The 22,355-nt window shown below is 61.2% G+C and carries 20 protein-coding genes and 1 pseudogene; 11 read left to right on the top strand and 10 right to left on the bottom strand.

The features are described 5' to 3' along the window. Nucleotides 1–171 precede the first annotated feature (171 nt). Complete coding sequence (locus C6558_RS30935) at nt 172–618, top strand: hypothetical protein (RefSeq protein ID WP_146160924.1); 447 nt, start codon at nt 172–174, stop codon at nt 616–618. A gap of 149 nt (nt 619–767) precedes the next feature. Next, entirely contained in the window at nt 768–1,610 is an 843-nt protein-coding gene (locus tag C6558_RS30930) for a polysaccharide lyase (protein ID WP_234907785.1), read from the top strand. A gap of 429 nt (nt 1,611–2,039) precedes the next feature. Here C6558_RS30930 and C6558_RS30925 read toward each other — a convergent pair whose 3' ends face one another. After that, nucleotides 2,040–2,342, bottom strand: coding sequence for a DUF2147 domain-containing protein (locus tag C6558_RS30925; RefSeq protein WP_057206768.1), 303 nt, complete (start codon nt 2,340–2,342; stop codon nt 2,040–2,042). A 227-nt stretch (nt 2,343–2,569) separates the two neighbouring features. Here C6558_RS30925 and C6558_RS30920 point away from each other — a divergent pair, with 227 nt between their 5' ends. From C6558_RS30920 to C6558_RS30900, 5 genes are all read left to right on the top strand, one after another. After that, nucleotides 2,570–2,836, top strand: coding sequence for a hypothetical protein (locus C6558_RS30920; protein WP_057206766.1), 267 nt, complete (start codon nt 2,570–2,572; stop codon nt 2,834–2,836). 54 nt (nt 2,837–2,890) lie between these two features. Continuing rightward, a complete protein-coding gene (locus tag C6558_RS30915; RefSeq protein ID WP_107028082.1) occupies nt 2,891–3,907 on the top strand; it encodes a DUF4105 domain-containing protein in 1,017 nt (338 codons plus the stop codon). Nucleotides 3,908–4,319: 412 nt separating this feature from the next. Continuing rightward, nucleotides 4,320–6,128 (top strand): adenylate cyclase, encoded by a 1,809-nt coding sequence (locus C6558_RS30910; RefSeq protein ID WP_107028081.1) that lies wholly within the window; start codon nt 4,320–4,322, stop codon nt 6,126–6,128. Between the two features lie 203 nt (nt 6,129–6,331). Further along, nucleotides 6,332–6,532, top strand: coding sequence for a type II toxin-antitoxin system VapB family antitoxin (locus tag C6558_RS30905; RefSeq protein ID WP_057216469.1), 201 nt, complete (start codon nt 6,332–6,334; stop codon nt 6,530–6,532). Continuing rightward, the gene (locus C6558_RS30900; RefSeq protein ID WP_057216466.1) at nt 6,529–6,912 is read left to right on the top strand and encodes a type II toxin-antitoxin system VapC family toxin; all 384 of its coding nucleotides are present in this window, start codon (nt 6,529–6,531) and stop codon (nt 6,910–6,912) included. The genes C6558_RS30905 and C6558_RS30900 overlap by 4 nt, the downstream gene beginning before the upstream one ends. A gap of 224 nt (nt 6,913–7,136) precedes the next feature. On the opposite strand, the gene C6558_RS30895 is transcribed toward C6558_RS30900, so the two are convergent. Then, nucleotides 7,137–8,900: an adenylate/guanylate cyclase domain-containing protein gene (locus tag C6558_RS30895; protein ID WP_107028080.1), complete on the bottom strand. Its 1,764-nt coding sequence runs from the start codon at nt 8,898–8,900 to the stop codon at nt 7,137–7,139. Nucleotides 8,901–9,145: 245 nt separating this feature from the next. Further along, nucleotides 9,146–9,297, bottom strand: a pseudogene (locus C6558_RS30890) (IS6 family transposase); the annotation flags it as partial. A 142-nt stretch (nt 9,298–9,439) separates the two neighbouring features. On the opposite strand from C6558_RS30890, the gene C6558_RS30885 reads away from it, so the two are divergent. Next, nucleotides 9,440–9,952: a hypothetical protein gene (locus C6558_RS30885; RefSeq protein WP_107028079.1), complete on the top strand. Its 513-nt coding sequence runs from the start codon at nt 9,440–9,442 to the stop codon at nt 9,950–9,952. A gap of 215 nt (nt 9,953–10,167) precedes the next feature. On the opposite strand, the gene C6558_RS30880 is transcribed toward C6558_RS30885, so the two are convergent. Continuing rightward, nucleotides 10,168–10,770 (bottom strand): TetR/AcrR family transcriptional regulator, encoded by a 603-nt coding sequence (locus C6558_RS30880; RefSeq protein WP_107028105.1) that lies wholly within the window; start codon nt 10,768–10,770, stop codon nt 10,168–10,170. Nucleotides 10,771–11,075: 305 nt separating this feature from the next. On the opposite strand from C6558_RS30880, the gene C6558_RS30870 reads away from it, so the two are divergent. From C6558_RS30870 to C6558_RS30860, 3 genes are read left to right on the top strand one after another with little or no spacing between them, the layout of a single operon-like run. Beyond that, nucleotides 11,076–11,297, top strand: a complete 222-nt coding sequence (locus tag C6558_RS30870; protein ID WP_057216456.1) for a hypothetical protein — start codon at nt 11,076–11,078, stop codon at nt 11,295–11,297. After that, nucleotides 11,294–14,437 (top strand): efflux RND transporter permease subunit, encoded by a 3,144-nt coding sequence (locus tag C6558_RS30865; RefSeq protein WP_107028078.1) that lies wholly within the window; start codon nt 11,294–11,296, stop codon nt 14,435–14,437. The genes C6558_RS30870 and C6558_RS30865 overlap by 4 nt, the downstream gene beginning before the upstream one ends. A gap of 15 nt (nt 14,438–14,452) precedes the next feature. Further along, complete coding sequence (locus C6558_RS30860) at nt 14,453–15,604, top strand: efflux RND transporter periplasmic adaptor subunit (RefSeq protein WP_057216450.1); 1,152 nt, start codon at nt 14,453–14,455, stop codon at nt 15,602–15,604. Nucleotides 15,605–15,707: 103 nt separating this feature from the next. Here the strand turns inward: C6558_RS30860 and C6558_RS30855 are convergent, their stop codons facing one another. The 6 genes from C6558_RS30855 to C6558_RS30830 form a co-directional block, all read right to left on the bottom strand. Further along, nucleotides 15,708–17,102 (bottom strand): sulfite oxidase, encoded by a 1,395-nt coding sequence (locus tag C6558_RS30855; protein WP_162771122.1) that lies wholly within the window; start codon nt 17,100–17,102, stop codon nt 15,708–15,710. Between the two features lie 252 nt (nt 17,103–17,354). Next, nucleotides 17,355–18,272, bottom strand: coding sequence for a hypothetical protein (locus tag C6558_RS30850; protein ID WP_057221234.1), 918 nt, complete (start codon nt 18,270–18,272; stop codon nt 17,355–17,357). A gap of 170 nt (nt 18,273–18,442) precedes the next feature. Then, nucleotides 18,443–19,498 carry an ABC transporter substrate-binding protein gene (locus C6558_RS30845; protein ID WP_107028077.1) on the bottom strand — a complete coding sequence of 352 codons (1,056 nt, stop codon included), beginning with the start codon at nt 19,496–19,498 and terminating at the stop codon, nt 18,443–18,445. 17 nt (nt 19,499–19,515) lie between these two features. After that, on the bottom strand, nt 19,516–20,658 hold the full coding sequence (locus tag C6558_RS30840; protein WP_057221236.1) for an FAD-binding oxidoreductase: 1,143 nt from the start codon (nt 20,656–20,658) through the stop codon (nt 19,516–19,518). Continuing rightward, nucleotides 20,655–22,052, bottom strand: coding sequence for an NAD(P)/FAD-dependent oxidoreductase (locus C6558_RS30835; RefSeq protein WP_107028076.1), 1,398 nt, complete (start codon nt 22,050–22,052; stop codon nt 20,655–20,657). The genes C6558_RS30840 and C6558_RS30835 overlap by 4 nt, the downstream gene beginning before the upstream one ends. Further along, nucleotides 22,045–22,353, bottom strand: coding sequence for a (2Fe-2S)-binding protein (locus tag C6558_RS30830; RefSeq protein WP_107028075.1), 309 nt, complete (start codon nt 22,351–22,353; stop codon nt 22,045–22,047). The genes C6558_RS30835 and C6558_RS30830 overlap by 8 nt, the downstream gene beginning before the upstream one ends. Between the last annotated feature and the right edge of the window lie 2 nt (nt 22,354–22,355).

Genomic DNA, 22,355 nt, shown 5'->3' with positions numbered 1-22,355 from the left:
TCGTGCCGGCCGTTACCTCGTGGGCAACATCGACTGAGTTAGTTTCATTTCGTGACAAAATTGGATCTTTTTGGAGGGATCGTCATGAATATTATGCGAGGTGAGGTTGTCGGGATGTCTCAGCAGCTGACCGTCCCTCCCAACCCGGGTTCATACGAAAGGAGCCGCTGCATGACACATGCGGAGTTCCTCGTGTATCTTCGCCAAACTTATGCCGGCCTCTTCGATCCAAGCACGAGCGAGGAGGCTTGGTCCCTTTTCCTAACTGCGAACACGGGCTGGAACGAATTAATCGAAGAGTATGTGCGGCGTGTCGAAGTCTTCCTCGCCAAACACGGGCTGCTTTCCAAGCTCTACATTCGGCAAATAGAGGAAAAATGGGGTGGCCTTCGCTGCTATCTCAGTCCGACGAATGGCTATCGGCCGTCAGCAGAAGTAGCCGCCGCGCTTGGTGTGATCTACCACGAGATTGCGGAGCGATCCTACCACACGTGTGACGTCTGCGGTGGGGCCGGTCGATTGAAGTCAAACAACGGCTGCTACCTAACCCGGTGCAACGACCACATCGCTGACCGGAGGCTCGCAATGGACTGTCGCAAGATAGGAACGGAGCTTTAAGCACGAAATGCCTTGCGAGTATGGATGGTATGGAGGAGGTCGAATTGGATACCGCTGGCAACGCACCTGACGGGAATGGCGACGCCGCGACGCCGTTGTCCTGGGAAGCCAACCTTGTTGACGGCTTCGAAGGCGACAGCTTCTCGCCTATGGGTGGGCTCTATTACCGCGACAATGTCGAGCAACGCGCAGGCTCAGTCGAGTTTCAGCGCGACGTCACCTTTGGTAGTGCCGGCGCGTTGAAGCTAAGCGTCCGACCGCTCTGGGAGGGCGAAGACGATCGAAGCGAGCGGGCGGAGGTGTGGGAACGCACGACACTGCGCGTACCATATGACAAGGCGGTCTGGTACGGCTTTTCCGTCAGGTTTGCCGATCCCATCCCGCAAGGGGACCACCGCCATGTGATCGCCCAATGGAAGCGCGAGATCGGTCCGGAGGCGAGGGGTGACTTCAGTCCGTTCCTGGCGCTTCGTCTCGTTCGAGGCCGACTTTTTGCGACCGTTGAGACCACTTTTCCGGTGATCTCGCGGCGCCCTTCTTTGTCGACCGGCGCATCGGCCCTCACCCCGGTTTTTCTGCGGCCGGAAAAGCGGCAGATGCGTGCGCTGGTTGCCACCGATCCTGGCTGGAAGCCACAGGACGGGCGCCTGTTCACGGCCTACAGTGATCGCATCACCGTCATCCACCGGGGTAATGAGCTGCCGACGCCGCATAGCGGATGGATTGACTTTGCGGTGATGACCCGGCCGGGACCGGATGGAACAGGGCATATCGAACTCTTCGCCAACGACCGCTGGATCGTGACGGTCCGAGGCCATATCGGGCATGAAGAACATGGGCTTGGCTCTCGGCAGTATTTCAAGTTCGGCCCGTACCGCTCGGCAGCCCAAGGCGAATGGTCGCTCTACTTCGACAACTTTCGCCGCTCCACACGCAGTGAAGACGTTCTTGGACCCGCCGGACTTGCGGCGCTACGCTCAGCATCAGATTAAATTCGACCGACCGCTTGAAAGGATCCCGCAATCGCACCGTCCTGATCCTCGACCACGTCCAGAGGCGAGATCTCAACCGCGCCTGACGCGGAGGCCGCGCACGCCGATGTCGCCATGCCCGCCGGCCCCGTCTAACGTGACCTATTCCAGACGTTGTCAATGACGGTCGGTCCCGGCCCCGAGATGTCGGCCGCAGCCGAAGGAGCTGCCCCTGCGAGAGCTGCATGCAGCAAGTCAAAGTGCGACAGCGACCTTTTCGCGTCTAATAAGGCGCGCGGCGCTGTAGCGCGAGATATCCCTTTCGAGGCCCTGTCAAGCCGCTGTGCCCGATCCACTTGCCCGGCCGATCACCGGAATTTAATCCCGGTGCGAGAACCGCAGGTCCCGACAGAAACGCCGGTATGTTACCGTATCATCTGGTCCCGCGGACTAAAGGCGTGACCATTTCTGCGACTCGCAGACTATCTTCATCACGCAGCCCTTGAGGGTGACCGTGTCGCCAGAGACGCTGATGGTTCCGTTGTAGGTCTTCTTCGCGTCAGGATCGGTGATCTTGCCAGAATAGCTGCCGCTATCTCCTTCAAACGTGCCGATCTTCTCGCCTGCATGTTTGCCGCTCTTCAGCGTAATGCAGAAGCCGCCGCCGCACGGCTCGATCGCGGCGGTGTCGCCGAGCGTCGTCTTCCAGTTTCCGACGATCGGGTCGGCTGCGCTCGCCAGTCCGGTCGACATTAGTAGCGCTGTGACGGAGATCAGGATGGGTTTCACGGCAACGTCCTCGCATGGCTGGGCCCACCAAGGGCCGATGTCCGATTTGGACCACACATCCGCTGCCAACCGCAAGAAACTCGCCGTATGTTACGGTAACCTACATGGCGTCGTCCGGATTCTGTGCCATCTTCATGACGACTGCGCGGATGTGAGGGAACCCCTCACGTCGCCTGTCCGGGGGCGATGCAATGGAATACGATACGGCGTTCGCCAAGCGCAGATTTCCCGGGCAGGCGCGCGAGATCGACGCGCTTGCCTCCCGCAATGAAAGCTTTCGAGAACTGTGCAACGATTTTTCCATCGCGGACCAACTCGTGCGGGACTGGGAGTCGTCCACGGCTCCGGAGCGAGACGAGCGGTACGCCGAGGCGCTTGAACTCATAGATGGCCTTGGCAAGGAAATCCACACCATGCTGGATCTTGACAAGGTCGTGCCATTCCCTGCCGCCCGTTGAACGCGCGATCTCCGCATCATCGCGGCACAGCAGCGGCTACAGAAAAGGAACAACATGCCTCGTTTGATGGCGATCATCCTCATCTTCGCGATCGCGCTGATCGTGGCGGCTTTGACAGCCTGGGGTTCCCTGGCCCTCTGGTTTCGCCTTTCCCTGCCTGATGCCGGACGGGCAATTGGCGCTGGCGTCTTCCTCGTCTTCGGTCTCTTCACTGTAGCGGCGCTTGCCAGCCGGCTGCGCGTGAGGGCCATCCTTTCGTTCGCTGGCGTCTTCGCCCTTGTTCTCTTCTGGTGGAGCTCGATCAAGCCGGAAGCGAACGCAGCATGGGCACCGGATGTCGCCCGGCAGGTCACGGGTAGCATTGACGGAAATTCGCTGACCTTGACTGATGTCCGGGACTTCGGGTGGCGAAGCAATTCCGACTTCACGGAGCGCTGGACGACACGGACCTACGATGTGAGCAAAGTGAAGACCGTCGACCTGTTCATGTCATACTGGGCGGGGCCGAAGATCGCACATGTCATCTTCAGCTTCGGCTTCGAAGACGGAGAGCAACTCGCCTGGTCGATCGAGGTACGCCACAAGGTCGGTGGCGCGTTTTCTCCTCTTGCCGATCTCTTCAAGAACGACCCTCTGGTGATCCTTGCCGCGGACGAACGCGACGTTGTCGGCGTCCGCTCCAACGTGCGTGGCGAGGACGTCCAAGTCTATCGGCTGAGGGCCAGTCCAGAGCAGGCACGAAATCTGCTACTCGAATACGTGGCCGAGGCCAACGCTCTCGCCCGGACTCCGCAGTTCTACAATTCGATTACGACGAACTGCACGACGACCGTCGCCAAGCTGATGCGCGTCGCCGGAGACAAGGTCCCGTTCGACTGGCGGCTGATCGTCAACGGTTATCTTCCCGACTACGCCTATGACCGGGGAGCCATCGACACGTCGATGCCGCTTGCCCAGTTGCGAGAGATTTCCAAAATCGATGAGCGGGCGCGGGCGGATGGATTGTCGCCCGACTTCTCGAAGGCAATCCGCGTCGGAGTGCCCTCCCCGGCCGCCACCGCCACACCGTAACCTACAGCAACATGCCGAGGAAATCGCGACGATGTCGCGTGATGCGCCCTGTCAGGAGTCGGCCAGGCGAAGTTTCGCCTACGCCCTCAACCAGGACGGAACTCATGAAGCTCGTTAAGCACGTTCAGAACACCGCCGCGGCTGCGGCCCTACCGATGATGGCGACCGCACCATGCCGACTCCGGCCGAAGCTCGCCGTGCTGTGGTTGGCTGCGGAGCGAGAGGATGTGCAATATCGTACACTGTTCACCACCCTATATTTCTCCCGGTGGTTCTGTCTCGACAGCGCCACACTTTACGGCTGCGAAACCTCTTTCAAGTGTGGACGAGATGCCCTTCGGGAGGTAGGTTGCATAAGGGATTCCAATACAAGCAAAAACTGCTCGCGTTCTGTGACCGGTGAGGAGAATGCATGCAGACCTCGGTGTCGTCGCCGGTTGATCGGGCAGAGCGCCCCTACCCGACCCATGAGGAGGTCAGGGCGCAACTTGTGCGGATTATGTCCAGCCGCGAATTTCCTAGTGGTGGACGCGGCGCTGCCTTCCTGAAGTATGTTACCGAGGAAGCGCTTGCAGGCCGGGCGCACCGTCTCAAGGCGTATTCGGTTGCCATCGAGGTGTTCAACCGCAGCGCGGACTTCTCTCAGGACGATCCCATCGTGCGGATCGAGGCCGGACGTTTGCGCCGGGTCATCGAACGCTACTATCTTACTGCAGGCCAACACGATCCTATCCGCATTGACATCCCCAAGGGTGGCTACGTGCCAACCTTTACATGGAATGACGCGCCGGCGCCGGCAGAGGCGGCCGACGATGAACTGAGCGAAGACGGCGGCGGACGCCGGGCCTTCACATGGCGGCATCTCGGCTGGCCCGTGCTGGCCGTGTTTGTAGCATTCGTTTGCGCGGGACTTGGCTATTACGCAGGCGGTCTGACGGGGACAGCCTCCAGTCGTTCCGTCGGGCACATTCCGGACGAGCCGACACTCGTGATCGCACCCTTCGCGGACCTGGGCGATGGCCCGCAGGCTGCACGCTATGCCGTCGGACTGACCGAGGAGCTTCTCACCGCCCTTCCCCGCTTCAAGGAGATTGTGGTCTTCGGCCGCGAGACATCGAAGACACTGCCTCCCGATATCGAGACATCGAAGGTTCGCGATGGACTGGGCGCGCACTACCTTCTCGCAGGTGGGGTCCGTGTTGCGGGGGACAAGGTTCGCGTAACAGTGCGCCTGGTCGAAACCTCCAACGGATCGATCCTGTGGTCGCAGGACTACGACGAGGATCTGGACACCCACGAACTCTTCGCCATCCAGTCCGATGTCGCCAGCAAAGTGGCTACCGCCATAGCCCAGCCTTACGGCATCATCGCGAAATCATTGGCGGCGAACCCGCCGCCGGACGATGTGGGCGTCCATGACTGTATGCTGCGTTTCTACGCCTACCGCGAGAAGCTTGCCCCGGAAGAACACCTGGCCGCGCGCGACTGCCTAGAGAGCGCCGTGGCGCGTTTCCCGGCCTACGCCACAGCTTGGTCGATGCTCTCGATTGTCCAACTCGACGAGGGCAGATTCCAGTTCAACCCGCAGAGTGACAAGGTTCCCGCGATGGAGCGCGCGCTAGGTTCGGCGCGGCGGGCGGTCTCACTCGAACCTGACAACACGCGCGCCCTGCAGGCGCTCATGACGGCCCTCTTCTTCAACAACGAGCCGAAGGAGGCGTTCGAGGTCGGCGAGGAGGCGCTCGCCGCCAACCCGAACGACACGGAGTTCCTTGGAGAGCTCGGAACGCGCGTCGCGTTCTCGGGGCAATGGGAGCGTGGTGCGGAACTGCTGGATCGTGCGATCAAGCTCAATCCAGGCGGAGCCGGATATTACTTCGGGACGCGCGCTCTGATCGCCTGCATGCTCAAGGATCATGAGAAGGCGGTGCGGCTGATCCGCAAGGCCGACCTGAAGAAATTTCCGCTCTTCCATGGCGTTGCGGCGGTCATCTACTCTGAGGCCGGGCTGTTGGCAGACGCAAAGCGTGAGGGCGAGGTGTTCATGAACATGCGCCCCGACTATCTGCCCAACATCGTGGCCGAGAACCGGAAGAGAAACCTGCCGCAGAAGGAAAGCATGCGCATCATCGCAGCGCTTCGACGGGTCGGACTGCCAGTGCCAAGTGCGAGAGATGTCGAAGCTGAATTCAGGGTTTCCGACACCGCACACCGCCCGTGAACGCCGTAGGCTACATACTTCCTCAGCGACGAAGGTGGGTGGAACCCAGAAATGCGTGCAAGCTGCTGCGCGTTGGCGGCCGTGGGTCTCGTGCGCACGTGAGCTAAGTTGATGGCCTGCGCCGGGCGTATCAGAGTGGGAACCAGGCGTAGATTCAGCACCAAATGGTGCTATTTATAATGCCAGAATTAGGAAACCAGATAATGCGATCGACTATCGACCTCGACGACGCTCTCATGGAAAGAGCCAGATCCCTCACCGGTACAAAAGAAATCGCCGCTTTAGTCCGCCAAGCGTTGGAGACGTTTGTTCGTGTGGAGTCGGGAAAACGCCTCATCGCGCTCGGAGGAACTATGCCCGATGCGGAGGCAGCCCCACGCCGCCGGAGCACAGCGGCCAAGTGATACTTGCAGACACTTCTATCTGGATTGATCATTTCCGCCATGTCGATATAGAGCTGCGTAGGATTATTGAGGACGATGGCCTACTCTGCCATCCGGCTGTGATTGGCGAACTGGCGCTTGGCAGGCTTCGGGATCGCGGGAGCGTGATACCTTTCCTGGCCGCTCAGCGCGAAGCGTTCGTCGCAACACACGACGAAGTCATGACGATGATCGATCGCCACGACATTTTCAGCATGGGCATTGGCTACACTGAGGCCCATTTGCTGGCCTCGGTTCTCCTTGATCAGCGTGCGGCCTTATGGACCAGAGACAAGCGTCTGCGGGCAGCGGCCGAAAAGATGGGGGCTTCACTGCACACGCCTGTCGACGCGCGAAACTAGAACTGAATGCAAAGCTCGCTGCAGCACTTTGAATTGCTGCATCTTAAATCGAATAGGATTTAAGGATAGATGCAGCAGTCATGCTGAGCGGCTGATGCGCTCATCGCCTCAAACGCGCCAGAACCAGACCTTAGCCGCTCTCGCCCTTTCCAAGACATTGGCCGGCTCCGCCAAAAGAGTAAATCCACCGCCGAGAACGGACCGCGCATGTCCTCGATCGGCGATCAGCGTTCGGGCAAACCTGCTTGCCGCAAACCCTCGGCCATCTTCTCTTCCCAATGCGGTATGTTTTGAAACCAGGGCAGCGCTCGATACCACTCGATTGTAAAGCCTGGCTCGGCCGCCAATAGCTTCTGCGCGGCCCATCGGGCGGTCTCCAGGTCTCCGCTCATCGCCGACCAGGCGGCGAGATGGCGATAGGACCAGGTCACGTCAGGATAGCTGTTGATGACCTCCTGGGCTATCGCGATGGCCTGTGATAGAGAACCTTCCATGGCCAAAGAAAAGGCCATCCCTAATCTCATGTTGAATGTGAGCGGATCTCTTGGGCTCAGGGTCATCCCACGCTGGAAGCGTTCCGGCGCGCGAGTGGCTTCGCCCTTGTAGATCGCGATCCAGCCCAGGCGCGCCCATGCCCAGGCATTGTTTGGATCAAGCGCAAGCGCCTTTTCGATAAAGATGGTGGCGCGCTGCTGGTCGCCGCAGATGCTCATTGCCGCGCCGGCGGCAGTCAGCGCGGTTGGATCATCGCCGATCGAGCCTGCAGCTTCGACCGCTGCGCGCGCCTTTTCCAGATCAGGTTTCGGTTGTTCTGTCCATAGGTAGGAGGCGTTTGAGGCGTGGCACCACGCCAAAAGTGCATGCGCGCGACCATAGCTCCGATCGACGGCGATCGCTTGCTGAAGCAGTTCGATCGCCTGGTTGTTGGTATCCTTGCGGCGGCCCCAAAGGTACGGGTAGGCGCGCATAACGAGATCATAGGCCCGCAGGCTGGTCGGCGGCTTGCGCTTGGCCAGCTCGATCTCTGCATTGCGGATGACCGGATGAATGGCGCCTGCCACCTGCGCCGCGATCCGATCCTGGAACTCGAAAATATCTTCGATTGCGCCCTCATAACGATCAGACCAGAACTGGGTCCTTGTCTCCGCATCGACCAGTTGCACGGAAATGCGCAGTCGGTCGCCGCCCCGGCGGACGGTGCCTTCGACCACATAATTGACGCCGAGTTCCCTGCCGACTTCACGCACGTCGACGAAGCGTCCCTTGTAGGTGAATGCGGACTGTCGCGCGATTACAAAGAAATCCCGAACGCGCGAGAGCGCAGCGGTGATCTCCTCTACAACGCCGTCCACGAAGTATTCGTCGCCCTGGCCGCTGAGGTTGTCGAAGGGCATGACGACGATTGACGGCTGGTCCTTGCCACGGCGGGCCGCAAGTAATGGCGCGGACGCGATGCTGCCTCCGACAGGCATATCTTGCTGCCAATCGACCCGGAAGACGAAGATTGGCCGGGGGATATTCTTCAAGCTCCGCTCGCCGAGGCTGGTCAGCGCGAACGGCACCTTGCCGTCAAGATGTTCGCGCACCGATGCGGAAATGCAGATGCCTGACGGAGCGGCGATCTCCTGCACGCGTGCCGCGATATTGACGCCGTCACCGAGTAGATCGTCGCCCGACACAACGACGTCACCCAGATTGACGCCGATGCGGAATTCCAAGCGGCGATCGGGTGGGAGGGCTTCTGTGAGACTGAAGAGACGGCGCTGGATTTCTACTGAGCACCGGACGGCCTGAACAGCGCTTGGGAACTCGGCGACAAGGCCGTCGCCTGCGCGACCGAAGATACGGCCACCATGCTCGCTAACCATTTCGTCAATCCGACCGCGGCATAGATCGAGTGCGCGAACTGTACCCTCCTCGTCCAGCGCCGTGAGGCGGCTGAAGCCGGCAACATCGGCTGAAAGGATGGCTGCAAGCTTTCGATCCACAGCGGTGAACGCTCCTGCGGCGCACGATATCGTTATCGTTGGGCTAATATGCGCGCATTTTCCCACATTCACAGATGTTTTTCGCCAGCGAGATCGGATGAAAGACCGCTTCTCTAATCGGGCATTGGGGTCAAGCTCCTTTCCGATCTTCGGTGGCCTGATCGTTCACGAGGTAACCCTGCCGGAGCACGTTCCCCGGCAATGTCACGTTGTTTCATCAACGCCCGACAAAGCGTTTGTCTATGACTTGCGCGCGTCACGGCTTTCCACTGCGCGCCATTGTGCGGATCCGATGAACGTGGGTGGCTGGGGCTGAGTGTTTCTGGTCTGCCGAGAAGACCGAGATGAAACGTTGCAAGCCGCCGACAGATCGAACTCCCTGCATCATGCCTTCTCGTTAGTGGGGCGTGCAAATGCCGTGCACTTTGTTCATCTGTTCTCCTAGCGGGCCTGGCAAACAGAGTTGATCGGAAATGATCTCAATTTTTAATGTGTCTCACTGTAGAGATTGTCCACAGTGCCTGATTGAGGAACCTCCCGTGAAATTGTTCGACTGGCTGACAGGATATAAACCGGCGCCGGATGGGGTGAACCGCCAGTCCACGACAGCGCTTCGCAATGATCTTCTCGCCATCAATAGAAAGACTGCGCCGTTCATCATTCGTGACGGCAAGCCGGAAGGCGTCGATCTCGTCGCCGAATGGAAGATCGTTGATGCCCGCTGGTACGAACTATTTGCCAAAGCTGGGCTGCAAAGGGTGTTCAAGGTGCTGATGAAATTCGATGCTGCCAATTGCGAAGTTCGCGCCGTCGATCAGGAATGGTCCGTCGAATGGCGCGCTGGCGTGCCCACGCTTACTTTGAGCGCTAATGCGTTTCGCGGTCGAAAGTGGGAAAAAAGCTTCGACATGGCCTTCGCCTTCAAGGAAGATTTGTCCTACGGCAAGGTTTACGAATATCGCTTCAATACCACCGAAATAAAGACGCCCCTAATTGAAGCCGCTCATCGGACCGGCTGGGGTTGGAGAGGCGTGGCGTTCGGGAAGTTATGACTGCGTCACTCTTCACATGCGGAAGACAGGCCGGCGCTCTTTGCCGCGGCAGTTCGCCTTGCCGCATGTCTGCTGGCTGATCACCTATCCGCGTACAGGCTGGCTCGGAGCGACCCCCCTCACATCGCCGGAGCTGCGCGCATCGACAGCGAGCACGTCTTCGTGATCGACAGCCACCATCCCGAATAGCCTGGGGAGTGGTAGGCAACGCGCCGCTATCTGCGGACGGCACCGCTCCCGGAAAGCGACAAGATCGCCGCGTCGGCGATTTCCGCAAAGCGGGCACTCGGCCCCTGCACCCCGCTGCTTTGCTGGGCGACACGCGCGCCCTCGATCAACAACAGCAACGTGTCGCAGAGCAGTTCCGCATTGGCGACACCGGCCTTGCGGCAAAGCTCCACAACGCGATCGCGTTGCGCATCCTTGAACTTCCGGATCACCGACCTGCCGGGATGGTCCTCGTCCGTCAGCTGGACGGCGGCGCTCATCATTTCGCAGTGGCAATCGTCGTCGCCGAGGTGCTCGGCGATCCGCCGGACCCAGGCCCTGAGCTGCGCCAGCCCGTCGCCGGGGTGGGCGTCCTCCAGCTCCCGCCAGAAGCCGTCCATCTCCATTCCCGCGCGCTGAAGACATTCGACGATGAGTTCGTCCTTCGAATTGAAGTGACGATAGAGCGTCATCTTGTTGCTGCTGGCGGCATCGGCGATGGCGTCGACACCGATCCCGCGAATGCCGTGCCTGCGGAACAGCTGGCGGGCCGCCTTGACGAGGCGATCGCGCGGCGAAAGACGTGGTTGCTTGCGGGAATCCGTGGTCATCGCATTCGGCCCGACGTCGTCGGCATGGAAAAACTTGCCCCTTGACGACCCGTTGGCGACAGATAACATGCGACGATGTTACCGACCAGTAACATTTTCGCCAGCGGCGCATCGAGGAATGCCGTTTGTCGCGAGGGCTTCCGGGACACAGCGGTAACTGCAGAAAAATTTCTAGCGTAATGTCGGTGGGCGCGGTCGTCGGGCGTCTTTTAGCCAGAGTGCACACCGCACAGACTTATAAGTTTCGATCACGTTCAAGATTTGGGTCGCTCCGGCCCATCGTGATCTCGTGCTGGAGCCTTACGATGCGCATGCTGGATGGGCCGAAGGCGAAGAACCGCACCGCTGACCGCAAGGTCCGCGTGGCAGACGTCTGCCTGCCCGTTTTCGGGATCTCCCGAAATGCCGCCTGCATCGCTGCCGCAAACATTCTGCCCTCCGAACGCTCCAATCGCGGGGCACTTTACCAAAATGACGCCCCGTGGACCCTTCACGATGGCGCCTTGCAAGGATCGATCCCGCCATGATCGACTTCTTCATTCACCGGCCGATCTTCGCATCGGCAATCGCGATCATCATGACGCTTGCCGGCGGCATCTGCTATTTCCTGCTGCCGATCTCGCAGTTTCCCGATGTGACGCCGCCACAGATCGTCGTTGCAGCCAACTATCCAGGTGCCAGCGCCCAGGTGGTCGCCGATACGGTGACGACGCCGCTCGAACAGCAGATCAACGGCGTGCCGGGCATGCTCTATATGACCTCGACGAGTTCGAATGACGGCTCGTCGCGGATCATCATTTCCTTCGAAGTGGGCTATCCGATCGACGTCGCCGCACTCGACGTCCAGAACCGAGTTTCGCAGGCAGCATCCTCGCTTCCCGCGCTCGTCAACCAGACCGGCGTGACCATTGCCAAGCAAATCCCGAACTTCACCGTGCTGGTGAGCCTGGATTCGCCTGACAATTCGGTCGATTTCGCCTCCGTCAGCAACTACGCCTACCTGCAGATCCTCGATCCATTGAAGCGCCTGCCTGGCGTCGGCGACGTCCAGCTCTTCGGCGAGCGTCGCTATTCGATGCGCGTCTGGCTCGATCCCGACCGTCTGGCCAATCTCGGCATCACCGCCGTCGACGTGCAGAACGTCATCGCCGAACAGAACATCCAGGTCGCAGGCGGCAAGATCGGGCAATCGCCGGCACCAGCCGGGACACCCTTCGAGATGCAGATCAACGCGCTCGGTCGGTTGAGCGATCCGGCGCAGTTCGGCGATATCGTGCTTCGGGCCGACCAGACGACCGGGGCGACGACGCGGCTGCGCGATGTGGCGCGCATCGAACTCGGGGCACTGCTCTATTCGTCGTCGGTCACCTTCAACGGCAAGGAAAGTGTCGTACTCGCCGTATTCCAGGCGCCCGGTTCCAATGCGCTCGACCTGCAAAGCCGCGTCCAGGCCAAAATGGATGAACTGTCGCAGCGCTTCCCCGCAGGCATCGCCTACCACATGTTTTACGACACCACCCGCTTCGTCTCGGCGGCGATGGAGGATGTGGTGTTTACGTTGCTCGAGGCGCTCGCCCTCGTCGTCTTCGTCGTCTTCATCTTCCTGCAGAACCTGCGCACCACGATCATTCCGACGATCGCCATCCCGGTGTCGCTGATCGCAACGCTGGTCGTCATGTATCTGTTCGGCTTTTCGCTGAACATGCTGAGCCTGCTCGGCATGGTGCTCGCCATCGGCCTCGTGGTCGACGACGCGATCGTCGTCGTCGAGAACGTCGAACGTCAGCTTGAGGCCGGCCTGCCGCCACTTGCCGCTACGCGCAAGGCGATGCAGGAAGTGACAGGCCCGATCATCGCGACCACCGCAGTTTTGCTTGCGGTCTTCATTCCGGTCGCCTTCATCCCGGGCGTTGCGGGCAGCCTTTACAACCAGTTCGCCCTGACGGTCGCGATCTCGGTCGCCTTTTCCGCCTTCAACTCGCTGACCCTCAGCCCGGCGCTCAGCGCCGCCTTCCTGCGTTATCGCGGCGAGCCGCGCTTTGCGCTCTTCCGTTGGTTCAACACCGGCTTTCACGCACTGTCGGATGGTTATGCACGTAGCATAGCCGGGCTCGTGCGCTGGCGCTGGGCGCTGTTTGCGCTCTTCCTCATCGCCATCGGCTCGACCTACGCGCTGTGGCAGCGCACGCCGTCGACCTTCCTGCCGGTCGAAGACCAGGGTTACTTCTTCGTCGTCATCCAGCTTCCCGACGGCGCCTCGCTCGAACGCACCCAGGCCGTCGCGCGGCGATCCGAGGAGATCCTTCGCGGCACGGCAGGTGTCGATTTCGTCGGCTCCGTCGTCGGCTTCAATTTCCTGTCCTTCGCCGCCCAGTCGAATTCCGCCGTGCAATTCGCGGTTCTGAAGCCATGGGATGAACGTCCCGCGGCACAAGGCGCTTCGGCGCTGCGCGAGGCGGTGCAGCCGCAATTGCTGCAGATCCCGGACGCGCTTGTGCTCGCCTTTGATCCCCCGTCGATCCAAGGGCTCGGCGCGACCGGTGGCTTCGAGTTTCAGGTCGAAGATCTCGCCGGGCGCAGTGCACAGGCGCTCAGCGACACAACCCAGGCGCTGATTGCCGAGGCACGCAAACAGCCGGAGATCAATCCCTACCAGCTCTTCACCACCTTCAGCACGTCGAGCCCGCAATTCGACTACGATCTCGACCGTGACAAGGCGAAACTGCTCGGCCTCAACCTGCCGGATATCTTCAGCACGCTGCAGATCTATTTCGGCTCGCTCTATGTCAACGACTTCAACCTGTTCGGTCGCACCTTCCGCGTGACGCTGCAGGCCGATCAGGCTGCGCGGGCCTCGGCCACCGATCTTTCACGGTTCTATGTGCGCAACAGCCAGGGCGAAATGGTGCCGCTCAACACGCTCGGCTCGTTCAAGTCGACGGTCGGACCAGAGACCATCACCCACTACAACAACTATCCCTCTGCGCTGATCAACGGCGCGGCAGCACCCGGCTTCAGTTCAAGCCAGGCGGCAGCGGCAATGGAGCGGGTCGCCCGTACGACGCTGCCGCGGGACTACACATTCGAATGGACCGGCATTACTTATCAGGAGATCCGAGCAGGTTCGATCGCCGCGCTCGTCTTTGCGCTCGCGCTCGTTTTCTGCTTCCTGATCCTGGCCGCCCAGTACGAAAGCTGGTCGATGCCGTTCATGGTGCTGCTCTCGGTACCGCTCGCGCTTCTGGGCGCGCTGTCGGCACTGTGGCTTCGCGGAATGCAGATCGACGTCTATTCGCAGATCGGTTTCGTGATGCTGGTTGGACTTGCCGCCAAGAACGCCATCCTGATCGTCGAGTTCGCGCGCCGCCGGCGCGAGGAAGGGCTGGATGTGGTGGCAGCAGCAGCGGAAGCGGCGCGCCTGCGCTTGCGCCCGATTCTGATGACAGCCTTTGCCTTCATCCTCGGCGTGCTGCCGCTGATGTACGCCAAGGGCGCCGGTGCTGCCAGCCGCCAGTCGATCGGCACCACCGTGTTCGGCGGCATGCTCGCGGCGACCGTTCTCACACTCATTTTCGTCCCGGTCTTCTACGCGGTCATCGAACAATGGCGGGAGGGACTTTCCTCAAAGCCCGTTGGCCAGAGCCACGAGCCGGAGGCGGTGGAATAAGGATTGGAGCCTAACATGCGTGGTTCGAGACTGGTTCTTGCCGCAGTGGTCATAATCGCCGCCCTCGCTGCGGCCTACCACTACAGGAATGGCGGGTTCGAGATCAAAGGCGGCGATGCCGGGGCCGCCCCGGCTCCAGCGCAACAGGCCATGCCCGTTCCCGTCGCGGCTGTCGTCAAGAAAACGATCCCCATCTATCTTGACTATTCCGCACGGACCGAGGCGATCCGCAACGTGACGCTTCGCGCCAAGATCACCGGCTATATCGAGTCACAGGCGGTTGCGGACGGTTCGGATGTTCAGGGCGGCGATCTCCTCTATCGGATCGACGCACGCGACTATCGGGCGGAACTGGATCAGGCAAAGGCCCAGGTCGAAAGGGACGAAGCGTCACTCGCCTATCTCCGATCCAATCTCACGCGCGGCAACGAGCTTGCCACGACAGGATATCTGGACAAGGACAGTTTCGACCAGCGTCAGAGCGCAGTGCGTCAGGCGGAGGCTGCACTTGCCATGTCGCGGGCGGCAGTTCGCACCGCTGAGATCAACCTCGACTACACCGAAATCCGCGCCCCCTTTGCCGGGCAGCTTGGGCGCAACCTGGCGCCGGAGGGAACACTGGTCAGCAGCACGACCGGAACCCCGCTCAACAACCTTGTGCAGCTTTCGCCGATCTATGTCTCGTTCAACCCGAGCGAAACCGAACTCGCCGACATCCGGAAGGCCCGGACAAAGGGCAAAGTGGAGGCAGAGGTGCTTCTGCCCGGCGACAAGGAACCGCGTTACCGCGGCGACCTCAGCTTCATAAACAACACGGTCGAGGGCAATACCGGAACGGTGGTAGCGCGCGCCACGATCGACAATGCCGATCTGACCCTGCTTCCCGGCCAGTATGTCCGCGTGCGCCTGAAGATCAGGGATGAACCGAACGTGATGATGGTGCCGGAGACAGCGCTCGGATCGAGCCAGCTCGGCAAATATGTCTATGTCGTCGGCAAGGACGATACGGTCGAGCAGCGGCTCGTCACCCTCGGCCCGACCAGCGGCGATCTCATTGGGTTGGCCTCGGGTGTTTCGGAAGGCGACCAGGTGATCGCCGGAAATCTGCAGAAGATCTTCCCCGGCGCGCCAGTCAAGCCGATGCCGGCGGGGCAGGCGCAGAAGTAGCGCGGCGCTGTAGGATCGCTGCAAATGCACTTGGCCATCCGACCGCATCCGCCGCGGCGACATTTTGCTGACCAGACGTCTCGTCGAGCACTCGCTCTGAGCTTCAGATCACCTGTGCGGTCACAGAGTGGATCGAGTTGTTACCGTAGCCCAGACGGTTCCACTCGGCGCGCTCAGGCTGAGTCCGGCCGGCCATGTCGGTGGCGCGCGCCCGCACGGCGAGCGGCCCCGTCTGCTCAATTCGCGTGATCAGCTCCCACCATTGCCAGGCAGAGCGCCGCGGTTCGCCGACGAGCCGCGCCTCGCGCCACGGGCCGTCGTTTAGGCTGACATCGACCCTGGATATGCTCCCGGCGCCAGACCACGCGACGCCACGGATCGCGGTCTCGCCGCGCGGTAGGCTCTCCCCCTGATCGGGCGAAGAGATCAGCGCCCGCACACTCATGAGCGTCACCGGCGCGCGCTCGTCGCGCCCGTTCCGCACCCACTGGTACCAGTACTTCTCCGCTTGATAGTGGGTCTCGCAGGGCTTGTCGGTAACGACGATCTCGGTCAGCCACTTGACGGACGCCACCGCATACCAACCGGGCACGATCAGCCGCAGCGGATAGCCATGAGTTGACGACAGCGGCTCGCCGTTCATCTCGTAGGCGAGAAGCGCGTCCGTTTCGCGAATCTGGTCGAAGCTGAGGCCACGCTCGAAACGAACCGGCGCATCGTGACCCTCGACGAGCCCGCCGTCCGCACCGCGGAACGTAAGTTCCGTCGCGCCGGACCGCAGGCCTGCCCGTTCGATCACCTTGCTCAAGGGAACGCCGGTCCATTCGGCGGTGCTGACGGCGCCCAGGCCCCAGGCTTCGCCGGGCACGGCCGGATCGAACAGGCTGCGGCCGTTGCCAGCGCATTCGAGGGTTACCACGAGGCTCTCAGCGTAGAGATTGTGAAGGTCCCTCATGCTCAGACTCAAAGACCTTTCGACCAGCCCGTTGACGGAGAGCCGATAGCTCTCGCCATCGAGGTTCGGAATATCGAAGTGATTGCGCAAGTAGAACCGACCATTGGGCACGACTGCCCCGCCCGCGAGGTCCTGCACCGACGTCTCGCCGTTCAGCGGATAGACGCTATGAATTAGGAGCCCCGCCTCGACGGCGTCCTGGCAAGCGTCCGCCGGGTCGAGCACCGCGGCGGAAACGTCGGCCGGGCGTGCATCGCAGCCGCCGCTCGCCACGACCCCGGCGCAGGTCGACGCCGCCATCACTTCGACCTCGCCGGCTTGAAGGAACGGCGTCAAGAACGCTTGGAGGACGGTCTCATCCGCCGCTTCGGCAATGAAGAACAGTGAATGGGAACCGCGAACGACGGCTTCGCCCTTGATGACCACGCCATGGCGAGCGGCGCTAGGCCGGCTCAAATGGTTCAGCAGCATCGCGCCCTTGGCCGGATCGCGTGCGGGGCAGGTTTGGGGCGAATGCTGATGGTGCACGATGAAAAGAGGCACTGGGAACCTCCATACTAGGGCGGGGTTGCCCTGCGCCAAACCGCAAGTTGCGGCCTGCAAGGCGATCGGTACCGACCCTGAAGACACATTGCTCCGCTAGAACTGCTCATGATCATTTCAAGAACCTGCACGATGCGGAGATGGATCGCGCCTCCCGACGATACATTATGCGACCGTGAACGCAAAACCCGGCAGATCCAGCGTCCTTGTCGGGTCTTCGCACCGCCCGGCTCTCTTCCTATTTTTAGGATCTTAGATTTCCATCGTGGTGGAGAAAAGCACTGACGGTATCTCTGGGTTGTCCGCGTCAGTGACAAGCAGGAGGTCCAGACGGCTTCCATCCGATCGAGCGTGGATACCCTCTATCTTGTGTGGTCGCTCAAGGCGACGCACCGAACGCAAGTTACCATTATTGTCAGCTATTCCAATTGCGGCGCCGATGCAGGGTCCATCACGGAATGCATCTTCGGTATCTTCTGCAACGGCGCTGAAAACCATATCGCCGTTGCTCAAAACGGCCGCGTCCGTGAAGGAGAATGGCACACCGTGGAGAACCCCCAAGTCTAGCCGACGGATAGAAGATGGCTTGATGGCTTCGACAGACCCGGCCTGCAATGCATCCAGTACTGTTGAAAGCGGGAACCGGATGATCGCGTTGTCGGCTTGGTTCTTGTTGCCACGCTGGAACAAGCGCAGTTCATCGCCAACCACGACCGCGCCTTCAATATTGACCTCGGAGAATTCTTCGTTGAGCGGAACAAGAATGGGTGAAAGATCCACGGTTCGAGGCGGCATCAGCACGTCGGCATTGGGACCTAATCCAAGCAGAACCCCCCTGCGGCGGTTGGGTCTGGAGCCTGAGCCAAATGCCAATAGCGCGCCATGAGGAAACTCCCGGAAGGTGGGAAGGCGTGCGAGCGCCTCGAGATCGGGTTTTTGTCGCTTGCGAGCAGCCTTGGCCTGGGGCAACACGCCATCAAACAGGCGGATCAGATGACCGGGCTTCCCGCTGGTCAAGGAAAACACGCCTAGGTGAAGCTCATCATCTGCAATGACGCAGATGATCGAATCCAGGCACACGAGCCCGCTTGCAGCACTTAGATGCAAACGCCCGACCCCGGTGTCGGCCGGTGAAATATCTAACTCGCGTATCTTCGTGAGAGCGATCATCCCTGTGTTCTAAAGCATGCTCATGCAAACACAATTGGTCAGGCCAAGGCATGAAGCGCCCTAATATCAGGCGTGGTGCGCTAGCAGTCCCGGATACGGCTGCGCCCTCCGCCGGGGAGCGGAGGGCGCTTGATGTCAGGCCGAACTGGCGAGGAGAGATTTTCAGCGCATTAGCGCTCGATCATGCGGTTCCAGCGCTTGTTCCAGTCCTGACGGCTCTTGTTGATTGCATCCCAATCCAGAACCTTCGCGGTTTCCATGTTGGTCTTGAAGGTCGCCAGCTTCTCATTGGCCGCAGCCGTACCGGCCTTGGCGTTCCTGTTGGACGGAATGATGTTGCCATTGTCCAGCGCCAGGCTCTGAGCCTCTGCCGACAGCAGGTAATGGGCAAGCTTCTGGCTGAGTTCCGGCTCGCTGTTGTTGGCGATGACGCATTCGGTTACGGCGAGAACGACTGAGCCTTCCTTCGGCTGGGCGTATTCCACCGGTATACCCTTGTCCTTCAGGTTGTTTACCGCCGTCGGCGTCAGCGGGAAGATCGCCGCTTCGCCGGTCTGGACCATCTCCGAGATCTTGGCAGAGCTTGGAATGAACTCGATGACGTTCTTGCCGATCATATCGGAAAACTTCTCGAAACCGGGTTCGACATTGGTCTCGTCGCCGCCCTGGATGCGGTTGAACATCAGGAAGGCATGCAGGCCGAAACTGGAGGCGGAAGCGGACTGGAACACCACCGCATTTTCGAACTTCGGATCGGCCATATCCATCCAGGAGCTCGGTGCCGGCCAGCCCTTTTCGTCAAAGAGCTTCTTGTTGTAGGCAAGGCCCGTCATGCCCATGTCGACGCCGATTGCCATGTCATCCTTTAGGCGCGCAGCCGGCTGGATTTCAGCAAGCACAGGATCGTCGGCGATCTTCTGGCAAAGCCCGGCGCCAATGGCGCGCACCATGACGCCGTCGTCGAGCAGCATGACATGCATCTGCGGATTGTCCTTGGCAGCCGTGGCCTTGGCGAGAATGTCGGCTGAGGTGCCGGGAACGATGACGACTTTGACGTCATTGGCGTTCTCGAAGGGAGGCAACACGTGCTCGGTGTAGGCGCGCTCGAAATTGCCGCCATTCATGCCGATGTAAAGCGTCTTGGTTTCCGCCTGGGCGGTGGTCTGCTGAACGGCGAACGCGAGCAGCGCGAGGGCCGAAGTTCTCATAAGGCGTTGGTCAATCATGGTATTCCCCTTTCTGTTTACAACGAGACTGCAGTTTGAGCCGCTACTTGACTGAAGCGGCCGATGGAAAAGGCATCGATAGGCGTGGTGCTTTGCCCGGTGGCGACGAGCTCCAAGAGCACTTCGCCGACGGCAGGCGCGATCTGGAACCCGGCGCCGCAGAACCCGAAGGCGTGGAAGAGGCCGGGCGTCGTCTGGCTTGCGCCGATGACCGGATTGCCGTCAGGCATCTCCGCTTCCGTACCGGACCAGAACCGGATGACCTGGGCAGTGGCCAGATGCGGAAAGAGCGCTATGGCGCGCTGCATGACCGATGAAGCCGCCGTTACCGACGGCCGCGAGAAATCGGGATCGGCAAGTGCTGCTCCGCGCCCGCCACCCATCACATAGTTACCGCGCGCAACCTGCCGTCCGTAAAAACTGCCGCCCTGCTCGCCCATGCTGACCGGCAATCGCATCGGCAACGGCTCGGTGACGACCATCGAGGGATAGATGCGGGTCAGTGGAACGCGTTCGCCGAACTGCGCGGCAAACATATCGGACCAGGCACCGGCGCTGTTGACAATCTGACGGCTGCGAATTTCGACATTCTCTCCCGCAAGCACGGCAAATCCGCTGCCGGTCGCGCGCACATCATGCACAGGGGTCTGTTCGAAGACCTTCACGCCCGCCCGTTCCGCCGCACGCGCGAAGGCGGGCGAGACCAGCCTGGGATTGGCATGACCGTCGCCTGGGCAAAGCGATGCGCCTGCGCCTGCCGCCGACAACCACGGGAAACGCGTCTTCAATGCGGCAGCCCCAACCAGCTCGAGATCGAGCCCGTAGGGCTTGGCTATCTCGGCATAGGCTTCCAGCTTGGCAAAATCCGCCTCAGTGCGCGCTAGCTTCAGATGGCCGGACGGCACGTATTCTCCGTCAATGCCGACCAGTGCCTTCAGTCGTGGCCAGATGCCGTGTGCCCGCTGGGACAGCGGCAATTGCTCGGGAGGCCGTCCTTGCCGGCGCACGCCGCCATAGTTGACACCGCTGGCCTGGGCGCCGCAGAAGCCCTTATCGATCAGCACAACGGCAAGTCCGGCCTTGCGCATCGCCAGCGCTGCTGAACTGCCGACAAGCCCGCCGCCGATGATGGTCACATCCGCCGAAATGCGCTGGATCATCGGCCTGCCTCCCTGTCGAGCGGACCGCCGAAGCCGAGCGGAATTGGCTTCACCGGCGCCTGCGCCCGCAGACGGCCGGTTTCCTGCGGCTCGACATTGCGGATGCTGCGAAGCACCTCAGTTGCGGCGGCCGAACACATCCGCCCCTGGCAACGCCCCATGCCGACGCGGCTCAAAGCCTTCATCCGATTGATCTCGCCGATGTTCCCGGCCTCGACCGCGCGGCGGATCTCGCCGATGCTGATTTCCTCGCACCGGCAAAGCGTCGTCTTGGCCGGCACCGTCTCGAACCAGTCGCGCGGGAAGGGAAACGCGTTTTCGAGAATTTCGCGCTGGCGCAGGATCCCTGCCCGGGCAGCCATCAATTGCCGGAGACGATCGCCCTCGACTGTCTTGCCCATATCATTGAGGATCGCCAATGCGGCCAGCTGGCCGTCGATTTCGGCGGCATCGGCACCAGCAATACCGCTGCCGTCGCCGGAGACGTAGACATCCTTCCGGCTCGTGCGGCCCAGGGCGTCGCGTTCCGGCAACCATGCCCGGTCGCGATCCTGGAAGCGGAAGCCACATCCGGCGAGGTCGGCCAGCTGCGTTTCCGGGCGCAGCGCAAACCCGTAGGCAATCGCGTCGCATTCGAGCTCTTGTGTGCAGCCACTCGCCTGAAAGCGGATGCCCTCGACCCGGTCTGCGCCGATGACCGTTTCAGGCCGAACACCATATCGGATCTTGACGCCCGAGAGTTGGAGCTGAGCGCCATAGAACAGGCCGAGCGCGACGATGCGCGGCGCTCGGGCGAACAGCGACACCAGATGGATTTTCGATCGCAACGGCGCCGTATCGAGCACGGCGGCCACTGTCGCTCCCGCCTTCATGTATTGCCACGCAACAAGATAAAGCAGCGGGCCGGACCCCATGAAAACCAGTCGGTCGCCGACCGTGCAACCTTGCGCCTTCAAAGCCGTCTGGGCGGCACCGAGCGTGAATACGCCCGGCTTCGTCCAACCGGGAAATGGCAGCACGCGGTCCGTGGCGCCGGTGCACAAAAGCAGCTTGGAAAAGGCAATCTGGTTATGCACGCCGTCAGTCATCACATCGAGGTGGCCGCCGCGCTCCTGGCCGCTGACGTTCCAGGCAAGTGTTTCCGGCCGATACTCGATTGCCGGGCGGAGCCGCTCGAAGGTCGCGTGCAACTGCTCGGCCTTTCTCGCCTCGGAGCCGTACCGGTTGCGGTAGGAACGACCGTCGTCGATCATCGGGCGCCGGTAGATCTGCCCGCCGGCGCGCAACCCCTCGTCGAGAACGATCGGCCGGATACCGGCTTCGACCATTTGTTCGGCGGCGCGGATGCCGGCCGGACCGGCACCGACGATCACGATCGGCAGAGCATCAGTCATGCTCGACGCGCTCCATCGTGGTCGTGAAAAAAGCCATGCCGGGTTTCAGTGCCGTGCTGCACGCACGCACGCGGCTACCGTCCGCCGTCATCACGAAGCAATCCTGGCAGGCGCCGATCAGGCAGAAGCCTGCGCGGTTCTCGCCGGTGAATTCCGCCCGGCGAAGGCTGGATCCGAGCGAAAGGATGGCCGTCATGACCGTGTCGCCACGTCGTCCGATTTCGGGCAAGCCGTTGAGCAGGAACGGGATTGCTTCCTCGTCCCGGCGATATCGGCGCTTGAACAGGGCTTGTCTCGACATCG

The sequence above is a fragment of the Ensifer sp. NM-2 genome (assembly GCF_003024455.1).
Lineage (GTDB): Bacteria > Pseudomonadota > Alphaproteobacteria > Rhizobiales > Rhizobiaceae > Ensifer > Ensifer canadensis.
Note: the sequence above shows the minus strand (reverse complement) of the source record. Positions and strands in the feature narration are given on the sequence as shown.

Coding starts and splice junctions, on each gene's coding strand:
- C6558_RS30935 (WP_146160924.1), top strand. CDS start 172: ATGACACATGCGGAGTTCCTCGTGTATCTTCGCCAAACTTATGCCGGC.
- C6558_RS30930 (WP_234907785.1), top strand. CDS start 768: ATGGGTGGGCTCTATTACCGCGACAATGTCGAGCAACGCGCAGGCTCA.
- C6558_RS30925 (WP_057206768.1), bottom strand. CDS start 2,342: ATGTCGACCGGACTGGCGAGCGCAGCCGACCCGATCGTCGGAAACTGG.
- C6558_RS30920 (WP_057206766.1), top strand. CDS start 2,570: ATGGAATACGATACGGCGTTCGCCAAGCGCAGATTTCCCGGGCAGGCG.
- C6558_RS30915 (WP_107028082.1), top strand. CDS start 2,891: ATGCCTCGTTTGATGGCGATCATCCTCATCTTCGCGATCGCGCTGATC.
- C6558_RS30910 (WP_107028081.1), top strand. CDS start 4,320: ATGCAGACCTCGGTGTCGTCGCCGGTTGATCGGGCAGAGCGCCCCTAC.
- C6558_RS30905 (WP_057216469.1), top strand. CDS start 6,332: ATGCGATCGACTATCGACCTCGACGACGCTCTCATGGAAAGAGCCAGA.
- C6558_RS30880 (WP_107028105.1), bottom strand. CDS start 10,770: ATGACCACGGATTCCCGCAAGCAACCACGTCTTTCGCCGCGCGATCGC.
- C6558_RS30870 (WP_057216456.1), top strand. CDS start 11,076: ATGCGCATGCTGGATGGGCCGAAGGCGAAGAACCGCACCGCTGACCGC.
- C6558_RS30865 (WP_107028078.1), top strand. CDS start 11,294: ATGATCGACTTCTTCATTCACCGGCCGATCTTCGCATCGGCAATCGCG.
- C6558_RS30860 (WP_057216450.1), top strand. CDS start 14,453: ATGCGTGGTTCGAGACTGGTTCTTGCCGCAGTGGTCATAATCGCCGCC.
- C6558_RS30850 (WP_057221234.1), bottom strand. CDS start 18,272: ATGATCGCTCTCACGAAGATACGCGAGTTAGATATTTCACCGGCCGAC.
- C6558_RS30845 (WP_107028077.1), bottom strand. CDS start 19,498: ATGATTGACCAACGCCTTATGAGAACTTCGGCCCTCGCGCTGCTCGCG.
- C6558_RS30840 (WP_057221236.1), bottom strand. CDS start 20,658: ATGATCCAGCGCATTTCGGCGGATGTGACCATCATCGGCGGCGGGCTT.
- C6558_RS30835 (WP_107028076.1), bottom strand. CDS start 22,052: ATGACTGATGCTCTGCCGATCGTGATCGTCGGTGCCGGTCCGGCCGGC.
- C6558_RS30830 (WP_107028075.1), bottom strand. CDS start 22,353: ATGTCGAGACAAGCCCTGTTCAAGCGCCGATATCGCCGGGACGAGGAA.